Raw genomic sequence first — 24,424 nt, forward strand, 5'->3', positions numbered from 1 at the left:
GCCGACGTGCCCGGGTCGGCCAGGGGCTGCCGGTCACGGTCCTGTGCGGTGGTCGGCGGACGTCGGGCGGTGGCCGCTACGCCGTGGTGTGGCGGCGTCTGCGGACGACGTACACACCGAGGGCGGTGAGGACCAGCAGGCCACCGGACGCGCCGAGCCAGCCGGTGCCGGGGCCCGCGGTGACGCTGTGCTTGGCGACCGGACGGCCAGTGACGATCAGCTGGCCGGTCCTCTTCACCCGGCCGTGGTGCGCGACCACGGTGACCGGGTACGTGCCGGACGTGAGACCGGTGCGAACGGTGGCCATGGCGTAGTAGCGCGGGTCGTCGCCGTCCGCGGCCTTGGTGTCGTCGCGCCGAAGGTTGACCGGTTTGGTGAACGCCGGGGAGGTGGCGGAGAGCCGGTTCTCCTCGCCGGGGTCCGGATACGTGTCCTTCCACAGCACGTAGACCCTTCCTCCGGCGCGGACCCGGTAGCCGTGCTCGCTGGCGGTGTCGAGGTCGAACGTCGGGGAGAAGACCGGACCGCGGGCCTTGCCCAGGTAGTCGCTGTCACCCGGCCGTGCAGCCCGTACCGTGAGGGACTTCTCGGCGACCCGGCGGCCATCCGGTCCGTACAGGTCGAAGGCGTACGTACCGTCCTTCACGTCCGGGCGGAGGTACGGCTGGCCGGTGAACAGGCGGGGGGTGTAGTGGTCGTACCGGTTGTCGTGGACGAGCCGGACCGGATCGGCCAGTGCGGTGGAACGCACGGTGAAGTCGGTACCGGTCTCTCCCGGGTACAGGTCGTCGAACTCCGTGTCGATCTGCTCCCCCGGCCGGGCGGCTGTGCCGTAGAGAGCCCGCACCTCGAACGACGGACGCATGGACGGCAGAACTCGGATCTTGTTCCGGGCCACGGCACGGTCACCGATCTTCGCGACGAGCGGATACACACCCGGCTTGTCGGACATGGCCAGCGTGACCACCGCGTCGAAGCGACCGTCGTCGTCGGACCACTTGAAGGCGACCGGGCCGGAGAACGCCGACGAGGTGGCGGTCACGGCCTTCGATCCCCGCGGCACCCCCTCCAGGGACAGGTCCACGAGTTGCCCGGGGCGGGCCCAGTCACTGCCGAACATCTCCACGTCGAGCTTCGGACCGGAGGCGGCGAACGCGATCCCCGTCGAGACACCGCCACACAGCAGGATCCCCGACACCAGCGCGGCCACCCGCCTGGACCATCCCATTGCGCTCCCCTACTCGTCGTGACGGCTCCGGCTCCCCGCCGGGGGCCCGTCGCACATGTAGACGTAAGAAACAGGACAGTTGGTTGTCCGCCGGACACACTGACACACCAGGCGCACAGTCCGTGGCCCGCCGCCATGGTGAGGCGGCGAGCCACGACGGATACGGCGAACCGGGCGGTCGGTCCACCAGGTTGACCGCGCACGCCGAGGTCGCGCAGACCTCCTCGACGATCTCGGCCAGCACCGGCTGTGGAATGGAGTCGTCCAGGGTCAGTGCGACCAGTGCGTCGCCGCCCTCGGTGGTACGGGCCACCTGCATGCCGACGATGTTGATCCCGGCGTCACCGAGGATCCGGCCGATGATGCCCACGATGCCGGGGCCTGATCCCGCCCCACACACCACTCACACCCGGAACAGCGGAGAGCAGCAGGCGTCGCTACGGGTCGCTGACGGCACCAGATCCCGGGCTGAGCGCGGGGGTCGTGCCGTCCTGTCGGAACGGTGCCCTGTCGGCTGGAATGTTCACCGCTGTGCGGGCTCTTGGATGTGCTGACGCACGGCGGACACGGTGTGGGTGGTCTGCGGTCCGGATCGGGAGCCTGTTCCCGGGCGGCGGAGCGGACAGGGAGGGTGTCGGAGATGTCCGGCCTGTTCGCGACCGCTCCGAAGAGCGCTGTGATCCGGTCGGCGAAGTCAGGGCCCGGTAGAGGGATATCCGAGTCGGGTTCACGCAGCCGGCCGACAGTGACGGCCGTGGAGACGTAGGCCATGAGTTCGGTGACGGCGGCCGTCCGGGGAGCGCGGACGGTGTCCTTGGCCAGGTGCCGCAGGACCCTGAGAAGGGTCGTGATGGACGTGCTGGTGACGGCGTGCGCGCCGGGGTGCCGTACCGGTGCCGACCAGCGCTCCCGGTGCCTCTGGAAGTCGGCTGATTCAGGTGGCGGTTGCAGTCTGACGCCGAAGCAAGGCATACCGCGCTCAAGGTTCACGATCAGCAGATCTGGTTTCGGTGACGCTCAGGGGCTGGGTACGGTGCGTTTCGGATCGGCCTATGCCGAAATCGAGAGCTGGTCGGACACGAGCATCAATGCCTACGTTCCGAACGGCCTTTCATTGGGGACGTTCAAGGTTTCAGTGAATGGCGCCAGCGGAGCCGATGCCGGTGGATCCTCGTTCGACGTCGACGTCGTGGACCTGGGTACTGCGCTGCCACGGACGGGTTGGACCGAAACGGCTTCAAACGCAAGTGCTGGCGACGCGCCCGGAAACATGCTGACTGGACCAAGGTTTCTTCCATGACAATCGGCCAACGCGTCCAGGCGGTGTCCTTCCCGACGCAGACAGCTCGCTACATCAAGGTCATCAATACCGGCAATGTCGCGAGTAACTGGTGGTCGATCGCAGAGTTCAACGTATACGACTGACCTCGGGCGCGGCCCCGTGCGTGTTCGGTGCAGAGTTCTTCGACGCCGAGCTCGAGAGGCTGCCGAGCTACGTGTCGACTCGGTTTCGCACCCTGCTCTGTGCGCTCCGCCCGGCGTACAACACGGTGGGTGTCACCGACGGCACAGTGACACCCAAGGGCAACGTCTACAACCACGTGAGCAGTTGCTTGGCTCGGGCATTGGTCTCCGCCGGCATGACGCCTGGCAGCCGGTCACCAACGGAACCGTGCAGTCGGCGCGGTCGTCAGCTCTTGACGGATCGCACTGACTCTGGAGTTGGGCTGCGCATGCCCGCCCGGTCGGTGTCCTTGGCGAAGGTCAGATCTGTCGCCGTCAGGGGCGCTTGGGCAGGCAGGTGGGGGCGGGGCAGAGCCGTGGGCGGGTCGGCGCCCAGGCGTTCGCAGGTCAGCGCGGAGACGAGGACCGCTTCGTCCATGGCGATCTTCAGCACGCCCGGGTCGGCTGCGGCCAGCGTCTGCGGGGTGTGCAGTCCGTGGCGGGTCAGCGCGCCGAGCAGCCCTGCGGTGAACGCGTCGCCCGCGCCGACGGTGTCCACCACCGCGACCTTGCGGCCGGGACTGCTCAGGCTTCCCGCACCGGCGTGGAAGGCGTGAGCGCCGTCGGGCCCGTCGGTGATGACGACGAGCAGTGCGCCCAGTTCAAGCCAGTGAGCGGCGGTCCGCTCGATCGGCGCGTCCGGGTAGAGCCACTCGATGTCCTCGCGGCTGGCCTTGACCAGGTGGGCGATGCCGACGCCGCGTTCGACGACCTCCCTGCCGTGCTCCGGGTCGCCAAGCAGGGCGGGGCGGACGTTGGGGTCGTAGCTGATCAGTACCGTGCCCTCGGCGCGCAGGCGCTGGACGACGGAGTGGATGTGCTCGGCGGCCGGCGGGGTCCAGGAGGCGACCGAGCCGAAGTGCAGTACGGCGGTGTCCTGCGGGGTGCGGGCGGCCTCCGTATCGGTCCACTGCCAGTCCGCGGTGCCGTCCAGGTAGAAGTCGTAACTCGCCCTTCCCTCCGCGTCCATGGAAACCACGGCGAGCGTGGTGGGCTCGGCGGCTGCCGGGGCGTAGGTCAGGTCGACACCCTCGACGGTGGCATGCGTGCGCAGCATCCTGCCGAAGGTGTTGTCGGCCAGGCGGGCCATGAGCGCGGTGCGGTGTCCGAGCCGGGCCAGGCCGACTGCGACATTGAACGGGCTGCCGCCGGGCCGGGCGCGATAGTCCCCGGGCGCGTCGAGTTGGACCAGATCGATGAGGGCCTCGCCGATCACGGTCACGATCGGGGACGGCTTCGGCACATGCGTCGGCTCAGTCATGGAACGGCCCTTCGGCTGGGATCTCGCCGGAGCCCCGCTGGATCAGCCGGGTCGGCACGGTGACGGTGCGGGTGGGCGACTCGTCGCCGTCCAGCCTGCGGAAGAGCATCTCGGCGGCCGTCCTGCCCACCTGCTCGACGTCCTGGGCGATGACGGAGATGCCCGGGCTGAGGATGTCGGCCAGGGGGAAGTCGTCGAAGCCCACCTGGGCGACGGTGTCCTGCAGGCCCATGGCGCGCAGTGCGCGGACGGCGCCGACGGTCACGAAGTTCTGGCTGGTGAACAGCGCCGTCGGTGGATCGGGCAGCGCCAGGACCTGCTCGGTCGCGGCGATCGCGGCCTCCTCGCTGGACCCGACGTGGCGGACGATGTCGTCGTCGTACTCGATGTGCGCGACTTCCAGGGCGTGCCGGTAGCCGTTGAAGCGCTGGGCTGCGGTGGGGATGGAGGCCCGGTCGCCGAGGTAGGCGATGCGGCGGTGGCCGGTCTTCAGCAGGTGGTTGACGGCGGTGATGGCGCCCTGCCGGTTCTCGGAGACGACGGCGTCCGCGTCGAGAAGGCCGGCCTCGCGGTCGACGAAGACCATCCGGGTGCCGGTGCGCTGCTCGCTGATGAGGTAGCTCTGGTCGCGCCCCGCAGGAACGATCACCAGCCCGTCGACCCGGCGGTCGATGAGCGCCTGGGCCAGTTCCCGTTCGCGGGCCGGATCCTCGTCGAGGCTGCCGACCAGCACCAGCACTCCGCGTTCCCGGGCGACGTTCTCCACGGTGCGGGTCAGGACGGCGGAGAAGGGGTTCGCCGCGTCCTCGACGAGCATGCCGATGGTGGCGGTGCGGCCGTCGCCGCGGCGCAGGCTGCTGGCGGTGAGGTTGGGGCGGTAGCCCAGTTTGTCGGCAGCCTCGCGGACCCTGGTGACGATCGCCGGATCGACGGTGGGGACGTCGTTGAACACGCGCGAGACGGTCTTGATGGCCACTCCGGCCAGCGCCGCGACCTCACGCATGGTGGGGCGGCTACGGGTGGACCGGGGCGCGGCCTCGCCCTGAGTCATCGTTGTCTCCAACCGGTTGTGCGTTACCTACTCGTTGCCCGCGCATGTCTATCAGCGTCTTGACGGGCTCGTCCATACAGGCCCAGTATCTCGCCCAGTCAACGTTGTCTCAGCGTCGGCCAAAAGACGGCTCCGAAAGGGATCAAGCCATGAACATCTCCACCAGCCAGGTGCCGAGCCGCCGCGGTCGGCGTACCCGGGCGGCAGCGATCGGTGTCACCGTCTGCCTCGGCGCCACGCTCGTGGCCTGCGGTTCTTCGAACGGGAGCTCCTCGTCGTCCGCGTCGGGCGGCGGCAAGGTGGGGGTTTCGCTGATTCTGAAGACGCTCACCAACCCGTACTTCGTGAGCATGGAGAAGGACGCCAAGACCCAGGCGGCCAAGGACAACGTGAGTCTCACGGTGGCGGCGGGCAACAGCGACGGTGACACCCAGACCCAGATCACCGCCATCGACAACGCCATATCGCGCGGCGACAAGGGCATCCTCATCACCACCAACGGCGACGCTGTGAACGCCGCCCTGAACCGGGCCAAGCAGGCCGGCCTGTTCGTGATCGCCCTGGACACCGCGCCCAACCCGCCCAGCACCGCGGACATCACCTATGCCACCGACAACGAGCAGGCGGGCAAGCTCGACGGCCAGTACGCGGCGGCCGCCCTGAACGGCAAGCCGGCGGTCATCGCCATGCTCGACCTGTTCAACAACCAGGTCGTCTCCGTGGACATCAACCGCGACCACGGCTTCCTGGAGGGCATGGGCATCGACCCGGGCAGCAAGACCGAGAACGGCAAGGAAGCCAAGTCCGGCAAGTACACCGGCGGCAAGGGCGGCGGCTACACGATCGCCTGCCACCAGCCGACCCAGGGCGCCATCGACGGCGGCCGTACCGCGATGGAGAACTGTCTGTCGGCCAACCCGAACATCAACGTCGTCTACGCGATCAACGAGCCCGCGGGCGAGGGCGCGTACAACGCGCTCAAGGCGGCCGGCAAGGAGAAGAACGTCGCGATCTACGCGATCGACGGCAGCTGCGCGGGCCTGAAGAATCTCACCAGCGGCGAGTTCGCCGCCGACGCGGTGCAGTACCCGGGCAAGATGGCGGCCCTCGGCGTGGACTCGATCGCCAAGCTGGCCCGTGGCGGCAGCAAGCCCAGCGTGACCAACGGCAAGTCCTTCTACGACACCGGCACCGCCCTCGCCGCCGCAAAGCCCCTGGGCGGCCTGACCGTGCAGTCCCCGTCGCAGGCCGCCTCCGCCTGCTGGGGCAGCTGACGCCCCGAGCGGGTGCCACCGCCCCCGACCGGGCGACTGCCCCCGAGTCAGGCGACTGCCCCGAGCCGGGTGCGGCACCGGAAGCCGTTCTGACGGCACCGGCGCCGCACCCGCACCACACGAGCCCATGAGCCCGTACCAGGGAAGACACCGGAAGGACCCCCTGTGACCACTCACGTGGACCCTCAAGCCGCACCGGCACCGGCGGAGGAGTTCCTCAACCGGCCCGCCACCCTCAGCCAGCGCATCCACTCGGTGCTGCACCGTCAGCCGGCGCTCAGCCCGGCCATCGTCCTGGTGCTCGCCGCCGTGGTGTTCTCCCTGGTGAACGAACGCTTCTATGCGTTGCAGAACCTCTCGCTGGTGGCCCAGCAAGTGGCCGTCATCGGTTCGCTCGCCGTCGGACAGACGGTCATCATCCTCACCGCCGGCATCGACCTGTCGATCGGCGCCGTCATGGTGCTGGCCTCGCTGCTGATGTCGAAGCTCGTCGCGGACAGCCACTGGCCCGGTTGGCTCGCCCTGCTGGCCGGTGCGGTCGTCGCGATAGCCGCCCAGGCCGTCAACGGGCTGCTGGTGACCAAGATCAAGCTGCCTCCCTTCATCGTCACGCTCGGCACCCTCAGCGTCTTCACCGCGATCACCCTCATCTACGCCAAGGGCCAGACCATCTCGCTGCAGCCGGGCAACATCCTCATGTGGAGCGGCCAGACGGTCTCCCTCGGCCAGCTGAACCTGACCTACGGCGTGCTGCTCATGATCGCCCTGTACGCGGTGGTCGGCTACGCCCTGCGCTACACCGCCTGGGGACGCCACCTCTACGCGGTCGGCGACGACATCGAGGCGGCCCGCCTCGCCGGCATCTCCGTCAACCGTGTCCTGCTCAGCGCCTACATGCTGGCCGGGCTCACCATCGCCGTGGCGGCGTGGGTCCTCGTCGGCCGGGTCGGCGGCGGCGACCCCAACAGCGGCCTGAACGCCAACCTGCAGTCCATCACCGCCGTCGTCATCGGCGGCACCAGCCTCTTCGGCGGACGCGGAGTGGTCTTCGGCTCGCTGATCGGCGCGCTGATCGTCCAGGTCTTCGTCAACGGCCTCGCCTTGGCCGGCATCGACCCGAACTACCAAGTCCTCGCAGTCGGCGTCCTCGTGATCGCGGCTGTCTCCGTCGACCAGTGGATCCGGAGTGTGAAGTCGTGACGACCGCCACCGCCCCCGTTCTCGAGGCCAAGGGCCTGGTCAAGGTCTTCGGCAGGGTCGTCGGCCTGAACGACGTCGACCTCACCCTCTACCCCGGCGAGGTCCTCGCCGTCATCGGCGACAACGGCGCCGGCAAGTCCACCCTGATCAAGTGCCTGTCCGGGGCCCTCGTACCCGACCAGGGAAGCATCCTCGTCGACGGCAAGGAGGTCCACTTCAAGCGGCCCCAGGACGCCCGCGACGCCGGTATCGAGACGGTCTACCAGACCCTCGCCGTGGCCCCTGCCCTGGACATCGCCAGCAACCTCTTCCTCGCCCGCGAGATCCGCCGCAAGGGCATCCTCGGCTCAGTGTTCCGCATGCTCGACACCGGCGAGATGAAGAAGCAGGCCGCCGACCACATCAAGCGGCTCGGCATCGGCACCCTGCAGAACATCAACCAGGCGGTGGAGACGCTCTCCGGCGGCCAGCGCCAGTCCGTCGCCGTCGCCCGCACCGCGGCCTTCGGCGGCCGGGTGGTGATCCTCGACGAACCCACCGCCGCCCTCGGCGTCCGCGAGACCGGACAGGTCCTCAAACTCGTCCGCGACCTGCGCGACCAGGGCCTCGGCGTCATCCTCATCAGCCACAACATGCCCAACGTCTTCGAGGTCGCCGACCGCATCCACATCCAGCGACTCGGCGGCTGCGCGGGCGTCATCACCCCGCAGTCCCACTCGATGGAGGACGCGGTGGCCATCATGACGGGCGCGAAGAAGCTCGCTCCCGAGGCGAGCTGAAGGGAACCACAGGGGACATGACCGCCGAGTACCGGATCACCGAGGACCGCCTCGGCGGCGAACCCACCCTCGTCGTCTCCGCGCCGGACGGTTCGGCACACGCCGTGCTCGCCCTGCGCGGAGCGACCCTGCTGAGCTGGCAGGTCAGGTGCGGAGAGGCCGGCCCGCTGAAGGAGTTGACGGACGGCTACCGCGACGAAAAGGAACTCCTCTGTCAGGACGGCGTACGCGCCGGCCTGATGGCCCCCTTCACCAACCGCGTAGCCAACGGCCGCTACCGCTACGACGGACACGACCACGACCTGCTCCCCGGCCGCCACGGGGACCGCACGATCTACCACGGCTTCGCCCGCGAGACACCGTTCGAACTCGTCCACGCCACCACGACGGCCGACTCCGCCCGACTGCTGCTGCGCACCACGAGTATCAGACCGGGCCGGTACCCCGGCTACCCCTTCGCCCTCGACCTCGAAGCCGAATACACCATCACCGGCCGCGAGTTGAGCATGGTGATCCGGGCGACGAACATGGGCGACACCACCGCCCCCTACGCGGCGGGTTGGCATCCGTACTTCGCTCTGTCGCAGTCCATCGATGACCTGGTCCTGCAGATCCCCGCGCACACCGTGATCCGCACCGACGCCTCCCTCATCCCACTGGCGGGCGACGCCGCCCTGCTCCCTCTCGACCAGTGCCCCGAGATGGACTTCCGGATGCCGAAACGACTCGGCGACGCGGTCATCGATGCCTGCTTCGCGGACCTGACTCCCGGCCCTGGCGGCCGGATCGAGACAGTACTGACCACCCCCCCGACCGGCGAGGAACTGCGGGTCTGGCAGTACAGCGGGAACATGCACGTCTTCACCGGAGACACCCTGGCCCGCGACCGGCGCGCCTCCATCGCACTCGAACCCGTCGAGACGATGACCAACGCCTTCAACCGCACCGAACACGCCACCGCCCTTGCCCTGGAACCCGGTCAGCGAAGGGAGTTCAGCTTCGGGGTCGTGTACGGGGCTTCGGGAACCCAAGGCTGAGCTGGGGCCCGCCGGTAAGCCTTGTTGGACTCGAACCCACAACCAATGGATCAAGAGTCCTGGCCAAGGCTTGCCGGGTGGTTCCGGATGCTGCTTCGCTTTCCGGAACCACCTGGTCAAAGCAGGTGTGCCGTGATGCCCGGTGCGGCTCGTGACGGCCCGTGTCGCAGTGTTCGCTCACGCATCGCTCACGCAGAAGAGCCCGGCTGAGCAGCGGTTCCGCGCGAAGACCGACCGCCGCCGCACAGGGCCCGATCACCTGCTGCCAGCGGGCGCGTCCCGTGATCGGGCGGCAGAATGGATCCGTCCCGGCCACTGGATGGCGCGAGGAGCGGACATGGAGATCAAGCCTCGGGCGGTCGTCCTCCCCAAGGAGACGGATCATCTCGAACAGGGGAAGTACGGGCCCGTTTTCCCCAGGACTCCGGCGTGCTACGGGTTCACCATCGTCGCGCGGGTCAAGCCCGGTCACGCCGATGCGATGCGCCAGTACGGCTACGCGCTGGCCGAGGCGCTGGAACAGGATCCGTACCTTCTGGCGCCGTTGAAGCTGCACTACCTGCGCTGGGTGCTCTTCGACGACGACACCCGCTTCATGTACCAGGGGATCTTCGACACCGACTTCGACAAGTACACCGAGGACGCCATCGCGCTGTTCTCGAAGGCGGGCGTGAGCACGGCGTTCGAGCATCTGGAGGGGTTCCCGGAGGACTGGCGGACCAATCCGGAGGCGTTCGTCAGGTTCGTCCGTGAGCACCACTGTCCGAGCTTCATCGAGTACGGGGAGTATCCGTACGTGACGGCGGACGAGATCAAGAAGGCGTTGCGGATCAAGAGCGCTCTGTCGGAGATGCTCGACCAGATGCAGTGAGGCTGGGAGCTGGGCGATGAGCGAGACCAGAACAGCGCGGGTCTACAACCAGCGGCACGTTCCGAGGAAGTACACGCCGACCGGGCGGCGTGTGAGCGTCTACGTGTCGTGGAGCTATCCGGCCGAGGCGGGCCGGAACGCGGCCGAGCTGGACAACCGGTTCTCCACCCTGACGGAGGTGCGCCGGGTGGCGTGGCCTGCGTACGAGGACCCGAAGTGGTCGGACCCCTATCGGTTCCAGCAGGGCATCGCGGGCTCGCTGGAGCTGTTCTTCTGGGCCTGGGTGCCGTTCCAGGACTTCGTCGAGGAGGTGACGGGGCATCCCGTCCCGGTCTACCAACGCATTGACCAGGCCGGATTCCATACCCCGCTGGATGAGCGGGTGCTCGACGACACAGACGTGCTGTTCGTCTTCGGACTGGACCACATGATCACCAGGCAGGAAGCCGAGCCGGGGGAGATAGGGGCGCTGCGGGCCTTCCTCGCCCGGGAGGAAGCCCGCCTGGTTCTGGGGCCCCACCACGACGTGGGCGCGTCGGACGATCTGTCCGTGCGGGAGGTGGAGTACCGCCACCACGGCGATCCCCTGGTGCCGCGCCAGCAACGGTTCGCCACCTACGTCAGGGACGTGATGAAGGGCCTGGGCGTGCCGGTCATCAACCGGTACGGGCTGCGTCCCGCCACCGGTGAGGGCAACCGGATCGCTCCTTTGTCGACCGTCAGGGATCTGGACGAGAAGGGGTGGCTGAACGGGGTCACGAACTTCAACTTCCACATGCACCTGCCGCACTATGCGGTGACCAGTGATGAGCCGAAGGCCATCCATGTGCTGGCCCGGCAGCCGATCGACACTTCCCGGCCCCATCCGTTCACCGACGAGGGGAACAGCGAGTTCAACATGTTCCTGTGGATGCCCCCGGGCGGTGACCGCGCGGCCGATGTGCTGCTGGCCGACTCGACGATCTTCAGCACGCTCTTCGGCGCCGACGACAGCCTGCGGAATTTCTGGCGCAACCTCGTCTCGTAGCGATGCCGCAGGGAGGCCGACGTGAGCGCACCCACCCACGTCACACTCGAAGTCGACGACATCCAGCGCGGGGTCCTCAGCCCACGCCCCACCCCGTATGCGGCGACGTACCTCGTCTTCCGCATCGACGACCGCGCCCAGGGCCGGGAGCTGATGCGGCGGGCGAGCGCGGCGGTGACCTCCGCCGCCGACACCTCCAGTCCCCTGGGGGACACCTGGGTCAGTGTCGCCGTTACTTGCTGGGGCCTTGAGGCCCTGGGCGTGCCACGCTCATCGCTGGAGTCGTTCGCCTGGGAGTTCCGGCAAGGCATGGCGGCACGCGCACGAGCGCTGCGCGACGAGGGCGACAGCAGCCCACAGCACTGGGAAGCACCGCTCGGTACCCGCGACGTCCATGTGGTGATCACGGCGATCGCACCCGACCCCCCTCGCCTGGAGGCGGCCATCGACCGCGCCCGTCCCGCCTACGAGCGTCTCTCCGGCGTGACGGCCATCTGGAGGCAGGACTGCTACGCGCTGCCCACCGGGAAGGAACACTTCGGCTACCTCGACGGCGTCAGCCATCCAGCCGTGGAAGGCAGCGGCATCCCAGGGTCCAACAGGCTGGAAGCGCCCCTGAAGAGCGGCGAGTTCGTGCTCGGCTACCCGGATGAGATCGGCGGTGTCCAGACGCCTCAGCCGGCCGTGCTCGGGCGCAACGGCAGTTATGCGGTCTTCCGCAAGCTCCACCAGGACGTCGCCGAGTTCAGACGGTATCTGAGGGACAACTCCGCCGGCCCCGAGGACGAGGAGCTGATTGCGGCGAAGATCATGGGCCGCTGGCGCAGCGGGGCCCCACTGGCGCTCGCCCCGCGGCACGACGATCCCGGCCTCGGCACCGACCCCCACCGCCGCAACACCTTCCTGTACCAGCAGGACGACCCGACGGGATTCACCACGCCCGGCAGCTGCCACATCCGCCGGGCCAACCCGCGCGACGCCTCGGTGGCCGGGGAGGTACGGCTGCACCGCATGATCCGGCGCGGCGCCGTCTACGGACCGCCGCTGTCGGAAGGCGTACTGAAGGATGACGGAGCGGACCGCGGTCTGATGTTCGCGTTCATCGGCGCCCACCTGGGCCGGCAGTTCGAGTTCGTCCAGTCGCAGTGGATGAACGACGGCGTCTTCTTCGGGGCCGGCAACACGAAAGACCCCGTCGTCGGCGCCGCCGAGGGGCAGACCGGCTACACCATCCCCCGACGGCCCGTGCGGCGCCGCCTGGCCCCGCTGCCCCGGTTCGTCGTCACCTGTGGAGGCGAGTACTGCTTCCTGCCGAGCCTGAGCGCCCTGCGCTGGCTCGGGGACCTCCACGACTGACCGGGCGGACAAGCGCCATGGACACCCTGCATCTCGTCCTCAACTCGGTCACCGTCATCTTCATCGCGGCCACCATGTTCGCCGCCGGCCTGCGCGCCACCGTCCCGGCACTGCGTGGCGTCTTCGCCGACGTCCCCCTGCTGTTGCTGGCACTGATCGCCAACATGGTGGTCATCCCGCTGCTCGGCTGGGGCATCGGTGCACTGTTCGGTCTCCCCTCGGCCGCCTTCATCGCCCTCGTCCTGATCGCCTCCTCCCCCGGCGGCCCCTTCGGGGCGAAACTGGCGACCATCCAGCAGGGCGACATCGTCGCGGGCGCGGCAATGCAGGTACTGCTCGCCTCCCTCGGCAGCCTCACCTTCGCCCCCACCGCCAACGCCATCCTCACCGCCGCAGACATCGGCACCAAGGTCTCCCTCGACGTCGGCGCGCTGGTGCGAACGGTGGCGCTCCTGCAACTCGTCCCCTTCGCCATCGGCCTGCTCATGCGCCGCTACGCCGAACCCACCGCACAGGCATGGCACCCCACGGCAGCCGCGGTCTCCAACATCACGTTCCTGATCGTGTTGGCGGGCATGCTGCTCGGCAGCTGGCACGACGTCGCCGACCTCTTCGGCTCACTCGCCCTGCTCGCGGGCTTCCTGCTCGCCGTCTTCGCCTTCGCCCTGGGAACCCTGCTGGCCACCGGCCCGATGACACGCCGCACCACCATGGGCGGCGTCGCCTCGGTGCGCAACGCAGGCCCGGCCCTGGCCGCCATCGGCCTCGCCTTCGCCGACCAGCCCGCCGTCCTGGGCGCACTCGCCGCGATCCTCCTCAGCGGCCTCGCGGCAGCCCTCCCGATCGCCACGCTGCTCAGCAGGCGCAGGAGTGCTCCGGAGACGCCGCAGGAACTCGCTGATCAGGCGGCCACTCAGTGATTCGCTTCCCGCAAAGGCCGACAGCATGGACTGGGCGGCCAGAGAGGCGGCGAAGAGCTGCACCCGCACGTGCAGCCGGAGTCCGCGAGCTGGTTCCGGATCCGACGACAACCGTGGCCAGCGGCCCAGGGCCCCCGGCGCTCCTCCGACTCTTTCCATCCGTCGAGTGACACCTGAAGACCACCGCTGAGGTAGCGGTACAGGGCGCTGGCAGTGGTATCGACGAATTCCCGGGGGATGGCCTCGGCATCGACCCAGCGTACGTGGGCGTGCTTGCGTGGTTCGCGGTTTTCGGGCTCGCCGGTCCATTCGTGGGCTGTGAAGACGACGGTGACGAAGCCGTTGGGGGCTTCCACGCCCCAGGCACCGTGAATGATGTGGGCGACCTTGAGAAACTCCGGCTTCACGATCAGGCCGGTCTCCTCGTACAGCTCGCGCACCGCGGTCTCGGTGATCGGCTCACCGGGCTCGCTCTTGCCGACGGACGGGTGGGTCATGCAGGCTCGGAGGGCTCGATGAGCCCTGGGCCACGCAAGTGGTTGACGGCCGATGCAGAGCACGAGGCCGGGCCTTTGCACGTAGGAAGGTCCGTCGGTCACTACGGCTTTCGATCGCCAGCCAGACCACTGTCGCCATGCGACGCGGACCGGAGGACTCCGTAGCGACGTGAACTTTCCGGGTGTCGGCGTTTCAGCCGGGGCGGCTGATCGCTGCCATTGATCAGGCACCCTGTGCGGTCACCGTTAATGTCGCGGAGGCGAGGGCACGACCGCGGAGGCGGCCGTGCGCCTACGGATGCCCAGCGACCCACGATGGATGCGATGTTGGTGGCCGGTGACGGTCGCCGCCCGCGCACACTGGGCGCCCCGGCAGCCGATGAACTCGGCAGCAAGTCCTGCGAGGATCATCCGACGCACAGGCCACCACCTGTGAACAGACGTGGACGCCCATGATCCAGTCAAGCTCACAGCGCACCCCCCGATGCGCTCCCCCAGGCCGCCCGCGAGACGGCAACCAGTCGACTGCGGTCAACGGCCGACGGTACCATGATCGCACACTTCTCGAACATGTGTACCGATAATCGAGTGTGAGGCGACACCTGCAGGTGAAGGGCCGACCCGACCTGCTCGGCACTGACCCATCAACGAGAACGCAATGCCCGACCGACGCGCCCCCACCCCGTTGGCGGCCGGCCCCCGGCGGGTCTGCTGTGCCCCTTGCGCCGTCTACCGCATCCGGGGTGCGCCCACGTGAACGGTGTCGCAGAACACCGGGACCACATGCCTGCCCTGTGGGTCGGTGATGTGCAGGGATGCGCCGTAGTCGGTGTGCGCGGGGTGCGGTGGTAGAACCTCGATGCGTGGGTCGTCCTCGACCGGGATGGAGCAGGAACCGTCTGCGGCAGGGGCCGCAAGGTAGAAGAGCGGGAAGTCGACCGTCTTGTCATGATCCAGCACCAGCCGGACCGGCGCCTTCGCTTTCGGCTCCGACCAGACGGCCGGCCCTTTGCCCGCGTAAGCGTGCAGCTCCGGGTAGCCGTTGAAGGCGCAGGGTGCGGTGCTGGTGTTGGTCGCGCTCAGCAGAGCCGTCGGCGCCTTACTCGACTTGTCGGCAAGGCGCGTCAGTCTCCACCGCAACTGCTTCATGGCGCACGCGGCACCTGACCGCACGGCTGCCGAGGCCGAGGGCGACGCGGACGTCCGTGACGGCTCAGAGGCCGGCGCTGTCGTCCGTGACGGTCCCGAGGTTGGCCGCGCGGCAACACGGTGTTCTGGACCGCATGCCGCAGCAGCCACAACCACTGCCAGGCTGATCGCGGAGACCACCGCTGTTCGCCGTGCCATGAGTACATCCCCCTGGTGACGCATCCCTGCAGAGGCTGGGTGCCCCCACTTCTGCCTCCCGGTCAGGGAGATGCACGCGCCTGCATGAAGGTTCCCGAGTCTGACGCCCCCAGGTGGATCGTCGTCACCCAACGACCCCGGGCAAGCCCACCGCTGCGCCTTCGGCACCGGAGTCGGCGAAGGCGGCTCGTGATCGTATGGCTCAACGGAACCCATGGCGCAGGCAAGACGACGACCAGTGGGCTCGTGCAGCAGCTGATCCCGGATTCACGGGTGTTCGACGCCGAGAAGGTGAGCGAGACGCTCATGGACATCACACCGGGGCTGCCCGCTACGGACAACTTCCAGCACTGGCCGCCATGGCGGCCGCTCGTAGTCGAGACCGCCCGCCGCGTACTCGACTGCATCGGCTGCACTCTGGTGGTGCCCATGACGGTCCTGGTCGAGCAGTACTGGCGCGAGATCAGCATGGGCCTTGCCCAGCATGCCACCATCTCAGTTCGGCACTTCGTCCTCCATTCCCGGTGGCGTCGAACTACAGAGTGAAGGACCAGGACCGGTCCGCTGCGTCGATGACGCCGGTGCGCAGCTGCTCGTCGCGGTGCCGAGCGAGGATCTCAACGGTCTCGTGGAGGCCGAGGGTCGTCCGGCCGCGCTTCAACGACCATCTCAGCCTTGTCCGAGTGATGCCGGCGCCCATCCACTGGGGCACCCGCTCGTCCTCGGTGGCCATGCGCTGACTGTAGGGAGCGAACGCGGGCGTTGCCACCGGACTCTGCACCAAGGACAGGCACTCGGTGGGTGTGCGGCAGAGCGCAGCTGTCACGAAGGGCTGACGAACGGCATTGCGTCAGCCCACTCCCAGAATGCGTGGCCGGCGTTGACTGCTGCCTCCATGACGGCGAACAGTCTGGAGGTTTCGGCGTCGGGCGGGACGTCGACAGCGATGAAGCGTGCGCCGTTCCACTCACTCAGAAGGTCTGCCGCGATGATTTCGGTCTTGATCTCGTCAGCGGCTTTCTGGAGATCGGCGGGCGGTAGATCAGGAGTGAACAGGAGCCGCAGCGTGCGATGCGAAGAGTTCCTGACCACCTCGCTGACGTAGTCGTCGTCGTTGAGCACCACAACGTCACCCAGAGCGATCCCGTAGGTGGAGAAGGGAATGCAGGCGACCTCGTAGCTCCCGTCGTTGACCGCCCTGAGCCAGAGCTGCTCGACCTGTCCGTCCAGGCCGAAGGGCGCCAGGTCGGCGCGCGCGATGTAGTTGGTCGAGGCGCGTCCGACCGGTTGCTCATGGACGACGAACTGCATGACGGTTCCCCCGATGACCAGCCCCGACGGTCTGCCATGATGCCGGAGCCCGTCACTGCTGTTGTCGGCGGGGTGCAGGCAGCCCGAGTGGGACCGGTCCGGTCCGGTCCGCTCGAAGCGCCGGGCCGGCGACACCGTCGACCAGGTCTTGGCCGGAGCTGACGTCAGCCCGTCCGCGCTCCACTACGCCCGCAGCCGCGCCCCTGATCTGGCCGTTGCCGCCCAGCACCAGACCCGGTTCGACGCGTACGTCCTCGACGCCCTGCGCGGTGTCGACCCGGATGGCGTCACTGCTGCCGTCTGATCTGCGCAAATAGAGGGTTTCCCCGCCGTCTCGGACCCGACACCACCGCCAGGGCCGGACCCGATCAACCTCACCAACGCAGTCCTCAACGCGACCCGGCCCGAAAACCGTCCCGCCGTCACACAGGCGACGGACGACGTGGTCGGCGACGTTCCCGCCTCCGAGGACACCGCCCCGTGACCACCAGCCACGCCCCCAGGGAGGCGACAATGAAGCCCACCCAGCCTCAGCCCCGGCGCACCGCCCTCGAGCGGTTCCCCGGCCGGAGGCTCCCGCGGCTCCTGGCCGGCGGAAGAGTACGCCGCCGCTCGACGCACCCAAGGCTGGCCGGACGCCCGGGTCGTGATGGACCTGCGCGGCGACCAGTTCCTCGTGGTCACCGACACCCCCACCCAGTATCAGAGTCCCCGTGCGCGCCGCGCCCCGCCCTTCCTGGCCGGGCGCGGCGCACCCACGCGTTCCCGTTCCTTCACCACCGAGCAGGAGACGCCCTTGCCGACGGGCTCCCCGTCCCAGCCGCCGCCGACCGGATCGAAGGACATCCGTGACCGGCTCCGAGACCCGGCCGCGGTCCGGTGCATCCTCGACCTGGACGGACTCCCCCGCGTCCAGGACGCGTCCTTGGAGCGTACGGGGAGGGCGCCGGCTTTGAGGTCCTGCACATGCTCGGCCGCACAGGGACAGGCAACCTGGGCACCTGCTGGGGGTGAAGGAGATTCCCGAGGTATACCCCAAAGTCCGCCTTCTCAGCCTGGCGGCTTGCCGACAACGATGTTCCGTCCCCCGTTCCACGGGACATCAGGGTTCCGACGGCCGCCGACCGGTCAGAAGTACGAAGGGACGTAGTTGTAGCAGTAGTTGCGATCGCCGTAGTAGCTGTCCCCGTCGAGCAGCAGCCAGCCGCCGGTGCCCTTGCCCACGATGCCGTCCTGGCTCAGACCGTGACCCGAAACTCCCTGGTACCACTCGACCCACTTCTTCGTCTGGGGTCCCCAGAGGTGGTCTTCCGGCAATGGGCGACCCTTGCCCTTCGACTGTGCCACGTCGTTGACCAGGTGCTGAACGCACCAGACCCCATGGATGTTGTTGGGGTAGCCGTCACCGATGTACGAGGCACTCGGCGAAGCCGAGGCCTGAGTGGCGAGCGCACCGGTCATGCCGGTGAGAAGCAATGCGGTACCTATGGCGGTCGCCGCCACCTTGCGGATACGCGTGCCGTTCATGATGCTTCCTCTGCTTCCTCTCGTTCGACGGTGTGCCCGACCCGACCAGATTCGCGAAGTACCGTGTTGCTGTCGGGCAGGTGGAGCCGGCCCAAGCATCGATGCCGCCCAGCGGATCGATCACCCATCCCCGTCCGGACTCCCCCGCCGGCATCGGCCTGGCTCCGACCACTGCCTGAGGCCGCTGTGGCCTAAAGGCTTTTCAGGGACGGCGTCCGATTTACGCCTTCTTGCTCCGGCCTCTGATGGTCGAGACTCGGCAAGCTCCGTACAACTCCATGGTCGGCAGTCCGCCCGGAGCGCCGCAAAGGATTCGGTCCTGCCCGAACAGTGCAGCTCCGGTGCAGGCTGACGCCAGCTGACCCAGGGGAGTTCGATGCTTTGCGTGCACTTCACGCTGGAGGACCTTCTGCGGGTCACCTTGGCGCCGGCTCCGGCACCGCTGATGGAACTGGTCCTTGCCACAGCCATGCTGCAACATCAGGGCATCGACCCGGTCTTCTCCCGATGGCAGCAACGAACGCTCCGGACTTTCCCGCGCACCGCACGCCCTCTTCTGGAACTCGTACCGCCGACGGGGAAGGGACCGCTGTTCCTTGACCCCCTCAGCCGGGGGCTCGATGACGGGCTGGACCAGGTCCGGTCGAGCCCCACCGCGTTCGTGCGCGCCGAACTGCAACGTGTATGTGCCGCCGGTCGCCCGCAGACTCCGTGGAAAGTCCACCTCGCCGAACAGGACCAAGTTGCCTGGCAGTTGCTTCAAGACGCGGTACGCGCCGGGTACAACGGTCTCCTGGCCCCCGCCTGGGACCGAATCACCTCCGGGTTCGACGCGGAGCAGGCATGGCGCGCGCAGATTCTCGCCCGGCACGGGATCCGCGCGATGCTGGCCGGTCTGACCTCCGGGATCCGCTGGCGCGGAGCCGTCCTGGAGATCGACTCCCCCGAGGACCGTGAGATCCACCTGGACGGGCGCGGCATCACCCTGCTGCCTTCGGCGTCCTGGGCCGGCCGGCCTCTGGTCGGCGACTACCCCCACCGTCCTGCGCTGCTGGTGTACCGCGCGGTGACTCCGCTGACGCTGCTGGAGGAACCCGCGACCAACGATCCGGTAGCCGCCCTCCTGGGACGCACCCGGTCCGCCATCCTGGCCCTGCTCACCCGGCAGCGCACCACCACCGAGGTGGCACGTGACCTCCGCATCAGCAAGTCCTCCGTCTCCGAGCACGCCAAGGCGCTTCGGCATGCGGGCTTGATTGTCAGCCAACGCGAAGGCCAAGCCGTTTGGCACACCTGCACGCCACTTGGGCTGGTGCTCATCAGCGGGAGCAGCGCAACCGAGGCCGCTGATCTCGCGCGGTGAGTGGCGGGCGCCTGCGGGGGCAGCCTTCGAAACGCAGAACAGGCCGTGGTGGGCGTCGTCCCCCGCCCATTGTGGTCCCTGTGCGGCCGCGTGATGCCGAGGCTGGCTGCGTGTCCTCTTGCTCGCAGGCAACCGAACCGCGTCAACCGCAAACCCTGGCCGCAAGCACCCCGACCATCCCTGCGGCTGCGAGTGGGACGACGCCTGGTGCATGGTCTGGGTACCCAACACTGAACCCGGGTTGAGGCGAACTGAGGGCGACTGCCGACGGCCAACGCCCGGACCGTAGCGGCGACGCCGAACAGCAGACGAGGGTCGACCGGTGGCCAGTTGCCGGACGCGCCCCCCACGAAGGCGATATGTCCGTCGACGGCGACTGACTTCAGCGACTGCTCCAGCGTTCCGGCGGTGTCGACGACGCGGTCGACCCCTCGCCCGGCGGTGATTTCGCGGGTCGCGGTGTGCCAGTTCGGGATGTCGCGGTAGTTGATGACCTCGTCGGCTCCCAGATCGCGAAGGCGCTGTTCCCTTGTCCGTGCGGTTTGTCGTGGCGATCACTCTCGCGCCCAGGAGTTTGGCGAACTGCACCGCGAACAGCGACACGCCGCCGGAGGCGGTGGTCAGCACGGTCTGTCCGCGCTGGATTCCGCGGCCGTCGCCGGTCAGGGCGTTCCATGCCGTGACGGCGGCGCAGGGTAGAGTTGCCGCCTCGGCGTAGGAGAGATGGTCGGGGATGGGCACGAGGGCGTCCTCGGAGAGGATGGCCGGCTCGGTCAGCATTCCGTCGAGCGAGCCACCGAGTTGCGGCAGGTATGCCGGTTCCAGCGGGCCGTCCAGCCACCGCGGGAACAGTGCCGCGGTGACGCGGTCGCCTGGGCGCACCCGCCGGACATCCGGCCCAACGGCGACGACTTCCCCGGCACCGTCTGAGACCGGTATGACGTCCGGTTTGACGGGTAGCACGTACTGCCCTCGTAGCACCAGAAGTTCGCGGTAGCTGAGTGAGGTGGCGTGGACCGCGACCGCGACCTTCCCCTCCCTGGGTGTGCGTGGTTCGTACGCTCGCAGCGACAGGCCATCAGTCCCCCCGCCGGTGCTGACGTGGTAGCTGCACACCATCGATGGAGTATCGCCATCATTGCGGTCATCATTCGATGAACTGGTACTCGCTGACGATGCGGCCGTCGGGGCCGAGCATGAGGATCTCCAGCCCAACGCAGGCGACCTCACCACCGTCCCGGGGTGCCATCTCCCAGTTGAACTACGCGGCGCGGCGGCGCTCTGCATGTTCCCCTCGGTCGCGAATGGTCGGCGTGCGGCAACGACCCTGCTGCGCCGGCTGTCGCGCGGCAATACCTCGCAGGGAATCGCGGATCAGGAGCCGAGCGGGTTACACAAGACGGATGATCAGCGAATCGACCTGAGGCGGGCTCGCCGACGCGTTGCGTGAGTGGCGCACTCGGCGACGCGTCAGCCAGCTGGAACTGGCCATGCGCGCCGGAACCACGCAGCGGCACGTCAGCTTCATCGAGAGCGGACGGTCGGCCCCCGGCCGATCAATGATCATCCCGCCGGCCGAATCCCTGGAGGTGCCGATCCGCGAGCGCAATGAACTGCTCCTCGCGGCCGGATTCGCACCGGTCTACCCGCAGACCCGCCTGGACGACCCTCAACTGGAACCGATTCGCACCGCCCTCGAACGGATCCTGCACGGCCACCTGCCGTACCCGGCGGTGGTCGTCGACCGGCACGGTGACCTCGCCTCGGCCAACGCCGCCTTCCACGCGCTCACCGCCGGTGTGGCCCCGCATCTGCTCGTGACGCCGGTCAGCGTGCCCCGGTTGTTGCTGCATCCGCAGGGCCTCGCACCACGCATCGTCAACCTCGACGAGTGGGCGTGGCCCATCATCGACCGCATCCAGGCCGAGAGCGTGCGCAATCCAGACGACCAACTCCAGCGCCTGCCTGCGAACTCACCGACCTTGCACCACCACGTCCGCGCGAGTCACCGCACCACTTCGGTTTCGCCGTACCGCTGCGCCTCGGGGCACATGATCCGGCCAACGACAGGGAGCTAAGGCTCATCACCACGCTCATCCACTTCGGCACCGCCATCGACGTCACCATCGCCGAACTACGACTTGAGGCGTTCCTGCCGGCTGATCAAGCGACCAGCGCCATGCTGGCCGAACTCCTCGAGCGGTAGCCGATCCGCCCGGCACAGCCCCGCGCAGCGGCCGAACCGCCAACCCGTCATGCGCTCGCTCGCCGCATACGGCCACTGATCCCTTGCAATTGAACGTCCAGTTGCGGACCGCCAGCGGCGCATCCGCACGACCGCGCACACCACAGCCCCGACGACGGCCTTGGGGACTACTCGCGCCCGGTGGCAGCAGGGCGGCGAGGTTGCCAGGCCGGTCACGCCGCACGCGTGCCTGTCGCGCGCGAGCAGGGCGCCCACTGCCGTAGGTCGAGTTCCTCGGCAGACTGCGCCGTGAGCCGCGCCATCACTGGCACGTGCGCGTCAGGGAGCTGCTGGTTGCCCCGTAGCCGCCTCGATGATCCAGGTGTCCAACGGCGCCCGTCTGGATGGACCGCGTCCTCGCCGACGACCTGCCCGCGCCGCACTCCCTGGTCGCCGGGCTCCGCCGGGACCAGGACCGGATGAGAACGGCTCCGAGGCCGTGATCACGCCTACGACGCCGTGATCACCACATCGGGTCGGCCTGACGCCGCGACGATCGCTTCAGCTAGGCTTCCACTCGCGCAGCCGGTATTGAGCAGGTCAGGGGGAGATTGTGAGCCGACCACTGCTCTTCCTCGACGTGGATGGGCCCCTCAACCCTTATGCGGCGAAGCCGGAGAAGCGCCCTGACGGCTACACCACACTCAGGGTGCCCCAAGGCAGTGGGACTCCGGAGGAACACAGAGAACTCTCGCTCCGTCGGCGCCCCCTGCGCGTCTGGCTCAATCCAGAGCACGGACGAGACCTGCTCCGGCTCGACTACGAGCTGTGCTGGGCCACCACATGGACGGCGGATGCCAACCGGTGGATCGCCCCGGTGCTCGGCCTTCCCGAACTCCCGTACGTCGACTTTGGCGACACCTTGTTCCAAGACCGTCCCGACGGCGTTCACTGGAAGACTGCTCCCCTGGTGGACTACGCCAACGGCCGCCCCTTCGCCTGGGTGGACGATGAACAGAGCGATCTGGACCAGGCGTACGTGACCGCCCACCACCGTGCCGGTGGACTTCTCCACCACGTCAACCCGCGGGTCGGTCTTCGCGAGGACGACTTCCGGGCTCTTGCTGATTTCGCCCGGTCTTTGGGCACTTCACAAGCCAGCGGCTGAGCCTGTCCTCAGTCCGCCAGACATCCTGTCCCAACTCCGCGATCATTTGAGGAGGGCGGCGAAGGCAGTGGCGGCTGCCGCAGTCCGGGCGAAGCGCACAAGACAGGGGTTCTCGCGGAGATCACCGACAGTTCGTGGTCTTCGCACCGGCTCCCGCCGGCGACCCGCCCGGCACCGAGCGCGACTCCACCCAATCGGGGGTTGAGTCCGATGACCGGCTGTCAGCGGCCAGTTCGTTCGGCTCTGATCCACTTGTTGTGGTCCGGTCGCCAAGGGTGACGATGCTTAGTCTGAGAGGAGGATTTGGCGTCGGAGTAGGAGGTCGCGCGGATAGACACGGTTGGGGACACCGGCAACAGAACGGGCACAGATCCCGGTGATCATGGAGTTGCGATGCTCTGTGATCACTGGGGAGACCTGCGCCCGCACTGCCATCATGGCTCACCGAACCACTCTGGGACCTATTCGCGGCCTTGCTGCCCGAGCGGCCGGAGTACACCCGGACCATCCACTGGGCTGCCACCGCCGACGCATCAGCGACCGGATCGTCTTCGACAAGATGCTGCAGCTGCTGCGCTTCGGCTGTTCTTACGAGGCGATCGCCGACACGACCTGCTCGGCCACCACGGTCCGCAGCCGCCGCGACGAGCGCATACAACTTGGGCCTATTCGCCAGGCTCAAGCAGATCGCGCTCGACTCCTACGACCGGATCGTGAGCCTCGTCCTCGATCAGATCGCCGTGGACGGCTCCATCACAAAGGCTCCCGGAGGCGGCGAGGTGGCCGAGCCTTCCCCGGTCGACCGCGGCAAACAGGGCCTGAAACGCTCGGGAATGACGGACGGATACGGCATTCCGCTGGGCCGTGTCCTGGCCGGTGCCAACCGCCACGACTCCCCGCCGCTCGCCCCCGACCCTGGACCGCCTGGACGAGCTGGGCCCGTTACCCGACGACGTCACCGTGAGCCTGGACGCCGGCTACGACTCGGACAGACCCGCACGGTGCTCGACGAACGCGGCCTGCACGGCCGCATCGCGCACAAAGGCGAGAAGGCACCCATCCAGGCCAGTCAGCGTTGGCACGTGGAGCGCACCCACGCCTGGCAGAACACCTTCGTGGTCTCCGTCTCCGCGGTGGCATACAACTGCAACAACAGCGCCTCCTGGCAGACGAGTTGGCGTAGACGCACTTCGAGCTACCAAGAGGCCCTGTTCCCATGCCTGGCACCGGCCGCAATCACCCGATCGAGACTCCCGTCCGACAGACACCACTCAAGATCGAAAAGACAACAGCTCAAAGTCATGGACGGCATGGCCGAATGGCAGAACCGACCCCTCGACCGCGTCTACCCGGGTCCTGTTCGTGGAGGCCATCAACGTCGAGATCAGGGGCGGGCAGGTCGCAAACCGTCCCATCTACCTGGTGATGGCGGTGACCGTGGACGGCACCCGCGACATCCTCGGCATCTGGGCCGGCGACGGGGGCGAGGGCGCCAGGTTCGATCTGAGGCGGCGCTGCG

21 protein-coding genes and 9 pseudogenes are annotated in these 24,424 nt (G+C 68.2%); 18 read left to right on the forward strand and 12 right to left on the reverse strand.

Annotation, left to right across the window (positions count from 1 at the left end; all coding sequences use genetic code 11):
* Positions 1–76 precede the first annotated feature (76 nt).
* Positions 77–1,228, reverse strand: a complete 1,152-nt coding sequence (locus tag ACWDEN_RS33275) for a hypothetical protein (RefSeq protein ID WP_450861548.1) — start codon at positions 1,226–1,228, stop codon at positions 77–79.
* A 184-nt stretch (positions 1,229–1,412) separates the two neighbouring features.
* Positions 1,413–1,607, reverse strand: a pseudogene (locus tag ACWDEN_RS33280) (ACT domain-containing protein); the annotation flags it as partial.
* A 471-nt stretch (positions 1,608–2,078) separates the two neighbouring features.
* Here ACWDEN_RS33280 and ACWDEN_RS33285 point away from each other — a divergent pair.
* Positions 2,079–2,528, forward strand: coding sequence for an IPT/TIG domain-containing protein (locus tag ACWDEN_RS33285; RefSeq protein WP_450861550.1), 450 nt, complete (start codon positions 2,079–2,081; stop codon positions 2,526–2,528).
* Positions 2,525–2,653, forward strand: coding sequence for a hypothetical protein (locus ACWDEN_RS33290; protein WP_450861552.1), 129 nt, complete (start codon positions 2,525–2,527; stop codon positions 2,651–2,653). Before ACWDEN_RS33285 ends, ACWDEN_RS33290 begins: the two co-directional genes overlap by 4 nt.
* Before the next feature lie 265 nt (positions 2,654–2,918).
* Here the strand turns inward: ACWDEN_RS33290 and ACWDEN_RS33295 are convergent, their stop codons facing one another.
* The gene (locus ACWDEN_RS33295) at positions 2,919–3,992 is read right to left on the reverse strand and encodes a carbohydrate kinase family protein (protein WP_450861554.1); all 1,074 of its coding nucleotides are present in this window, start codon (positions 3,990–3,992) and stop codon (positions 2,919–2,921) included.
* Positions 3,985–5,043 (reverse strand): LacI family DNA-binding transcriptional regulator, encoded by a 1,059-nt coding sequence (locus ACWDEN_RS33300; protein WP_450861556.1) that lies wholly within the window; start codon positions 5,041–5,043, stop codon positions 3,985–3,987. Before ACWDEN_RS33300 ends, ACWDEN_RS33295 begins: the two co-directional genes overlap by 8 nt.
* A gap of 149 nt (positions 5,044–5,192) precedes the next feature.
* Here ACWDEN_RS33300 and ACWDEN_RS33305 point away from each other — a divergent pair, with 149 nt between their 5' ends.
* From ACWDEN_RS33305 to ACWDEN_RS33340, 8 genes are all read left to right on the forward strand, one after another.
* The gene (locus tag ACWDEN_RS33305; RefSeq protein WP_351619305.1) at positions 5,193–6,317 is read left to right on the forward strand and encodes a substrate-binding domain-containing protein; all 1,125 of its coding nucleotides are present in this window, start codon (positions 5,193–5,195) and stop codon (positions 6,315–6,317) included.
* Positions 6,318–6,482: 165 nt separating this feature from the next.
* Positions 6,483–7,517 carry an ABC transporter permease gene (locus ACWDEN_RS33310; RefSeq protein WP_067041074.1) on the forward strand — a complete coding sequence of 345 codons (1,035 nt, stop codon included), beginning with the start codon at positions 6,483–6,485 and terminating at the stop codon, positions 7,515–7,517.
* Entirely contained in the window at positions 7,514–8,296 is a 783-nt protein-coding gene (locus ACWDEN_RS33315; RefSeq protein ID WP_351617015.1) for an ATP-binding cassette domain-containing protein, read from the forward strand. The genes ACWDEN_RS33310 and ACWDEN_RS33315 overlap by 4 nt, the downstream gene beginning before the upstream one ends.
* Before the next feature lie 17 nt (positions 8,297–8,313).
* Positions 8,314–9,333: an aldose epimerase family protein gene (locus ACWDEN_RS33320; protein ID WP_450861559.1), complete on the forward strand. Its 1,020-nt coding sequence runs from the start codon at positions 8,314–8,316 to the stop codon at positions 9,331–9,333.
* 337 nt (positions 9,334–9,670) lie between these two features.
* Entirely contained in the window at positions 9,671–10,204 is a 534-nt protein-coding gene (locus ACWDEN_RS33325) for a hypothetical protein (RefSeq protein WP_351617020.1), read from the forward strand.
* A gap of 16 nt (positions 10,205–10,220) precedes the next feature.
* The gene (locus tag ACWDEN_RS33330; RefSeq protein WP_450861561.1) at positions 10,221–11,231 is read left to right on the forward strand and encodes a hypothetical protein; all 1,011 of its coding nucleotides are present in this window, start codon (positions 10,221–10,223) and stop codon (positions 11,229–11,231) included.
* Positions 11,232–11,252: 21 nt separating this feature from the next.
* Positions 11,253–12,587, forward strand: a complete 1,335-nt coding sequence (locus tag ACWDEN_RS33335; protein WP_450861563.1) for a Dyp-type peroxidase — start codon at positions 11,253–11,255, stop codon at positions 12,585–12,587.
* 17 nt (positions 12,588–12,604) lie between these two features.
* Positions 12,605–13,507: a bile acid:sodium symporter family protein gene (locus tag ACWDEN_RS33340; protein ID WP_450861565.1), complete on the forward strand. Its 903-nt coding sequence runs from the start codon at positions 12,605–12,607 to the stop codon at positions 13,505–13,507.
* A gap of 155 nt (positions 13,508–13,662) precedes the next feature.
* On the opposite strand, the pseudogene ACWDEN_RS33345 reads toward ACWDEN_RS33340, so the two are convergent.
* Both ACWDEN_RS33345 and ACWDEN_RS33350 read right to left on the reverse strand, forming a co-directional pair.
* A pseudogene (locus tag ACWDEN_RS33345) lies at positions 13,663–13,989 on the reverse strand (NUDIX domain-containing protein); the annotation flags it as partial.
* A gap of 744 nt (positions 13,990–14,733) precedes the next feature.
* The gene (locus ACWDEN_RS33350) at positions 14,734–15,153 is read right to left on the reverse strand and encodes a DUF4232 domain-containing protein (protein WP_450861567.1); all 420 of its coding nucleotides are present in this window, start codon (positions 15,151–15,153) and stop codon (positions 14,734–14,736) included.
* 387 nt (positions 15,154–15,540) lie between these two features.
* Between ACWDEN_RS33350 and ACWDEN_RS33355 the strand changes: the two are divergent.
* Positions 15,541–15,873 (forward strand): annotated as a pseudogene (locus ACWDEN_RS33355) (ATP-binding protein); the annotation flags it as partial.
* Positions 15,874–15,886: 13 nt separating this feature from the next.
* Here ACWDEN_RS33355 and ACWDEN_RS33360 read toward each other — a convergent pair.
* Positions 15,887–16,084: a hypothetical protein gene (locus ACWDEN_RS33360; protein WP_351617031.1), complete on the reverse strand. Its 198-nt coding sequence runs from the start codon at positions 16,082–16,084 to the stop codon at positions 15,887–15,889.
* Between the two features lie 89 nt (positions 16,085–16,173).
* Positions 16,174–16,662, reverse strand: coding sequence for a DUF4265 domain-containing protein (locus ACWDEN_RS33365; RefSeq protein ID WP_351617034.1), 489 nt, complete (start codon positions 16,660–16,662; stop codon positions 16,174–16,176).
* A 148-nt stretch (positions 16,663–16,810) separates the two neighbouring features.
* Here ACWDEN_RS33365 and ACWDEN_RS33370 point away from each other — a divergent pair, with 148 nt between their 5' ends.
* Together ACWDEN_RS33370 and ACWDEN_RS33375 are read left to right on the forward strand one after the other, a co-directional pair.
* A complete protein-coding gene (locus ACWDEN_RS33370) occupies positions 16,811–16,966 on the forward strand; it encodes a hypothetical protein (protein WP_351617036.1) in 156 nt (51 codons plus the stop codon).
* A gap of 209 nt (positions 16,967–17,175) precedes the next feature.
* A pseudogene (locus ACWDEN_RS33375) lies at positions 17,176–17,359 on the forward strand (hypothetical protein); the annotation flags it as partial.
* A gap of 5 nt (positions 17,360–17,364) precedes the next feature.
* Here the strand turns inward: ACWDEN_RS33375 and ACWDEN_RS33380 are convergent.
* The gene (locus tag ACWDEN_RS33380) at positions 17,365–17,508 is read right to left on the reverse strand and encodes a hypothetical protein (RefSeq protein WP_351617089.1); all 144 of its coding nucleotides are present in this window, start codon (positions 17,506–17,508) and stop codon (positions 17,365–17,367) included.
* A gap of 282 nt (positions 17,509–17,790) precedes the next feature.
* Positions 17,791–18,189 carry a hypothetical protein gene (locus tag ACWDEN_RS33385; RefSeq protein WP_351617038.1) on the reverse strand — a complete coding sequence of 133 codons (399 nt, stop codon included), beginning with the start codon at positions 18,187–18,189 and terminating at the stop codon, positions 17,791–17,793.
* A gap of 385 nt (positions 18,190–18,574) precedes the next feature.
* Here ACWDEN_RS33385 and ACWDEN_RS33390 point away from each other — a divergent pair, with 385 nt between their 5' ends.
* Complete coding sequence (locus ACWDEN_RS33390; protein WP_450861570.1) at positions 18,575–19,552, forward strand: winged helix-turn-helix domain-containing protein; 978 nt, start codon at positions 18,575–18,577, stop codon at positions 19,550–19,552.
* 308 nt (positions 19,553–19,860) lie between these two features.
* Here the strand turns inward: ACWDEN_RS33390 and ACWDEN_RS33395 are convergent.
* Both ACWDEN_RS33395 and ACWDEN_RS33400 read right to left on the reverse strand, forming a co-directional pair.
* Positions 19,861–20,061, reverse strand: a pseudogene (locus ACWDEN_RS33395) (zinc-binding dehydrogenase); the annotation flags it as partial.
* Positions 20,062–20,338: 277 nt separating this feature from the next.
* A pseudogene (locus ACWDEN_RS33400) lies at positions 20,339–20,671 on the reverse strand (alcohol dehydrogenase catalytic domain-containing protein); the annotation flags it as partial.
* Positions 20,672–20,994: 323 nt separating this feature from the next.
* On the opposite strand from ACWDEN_RS33400, the pseudogene ACWDEN_RS33405 reads away from it, so the two are divergent.
* The 4 genes and pseudogenes from ACWDEN_RS33405 to ACWDEN_RS33420 all read left to right on the forward strand — a co-directional run.
* Positions 20,995–21,758 (forward strand): annotated as a pseudogene (locus ACWDEN_RS33405) (helix-turn-helix domain-containing protein).
* 592 nt (positions 21,759–22,350) lie between these two features.
* Positions 22,351–22,905, forward strand: a complete 555-nt coding sequence (locus ACWDEN_RS33410) for a hypothetical protein (protein ID WP_450861572.1) — start codon at positions 22,351–22,353, stop codon at positions 22,903–22,905.
* Between the two features lie 407 nt (positions 22,906–23,312).
* A pseudogene (locus ACWDEN_RS33415) lies at positions 23,313–24,014 on the forward strand (IS5 family transposase); the annotation flags it as partial.
* A 186-nt stretch (positions 24,015–24,200) separates the two neighbouring features.
* Positions 24,201–24,405, forward strand: a pseudogene (locus tag ACWDEN_RS33420) (transposase); the annotation flags it as partial.
* Positions 24,406–24,424: the final 19 nt, after the last annotated feature.

Source organism: Streptomyces sp. NPDC001153, from assembly GCF_053598315.1.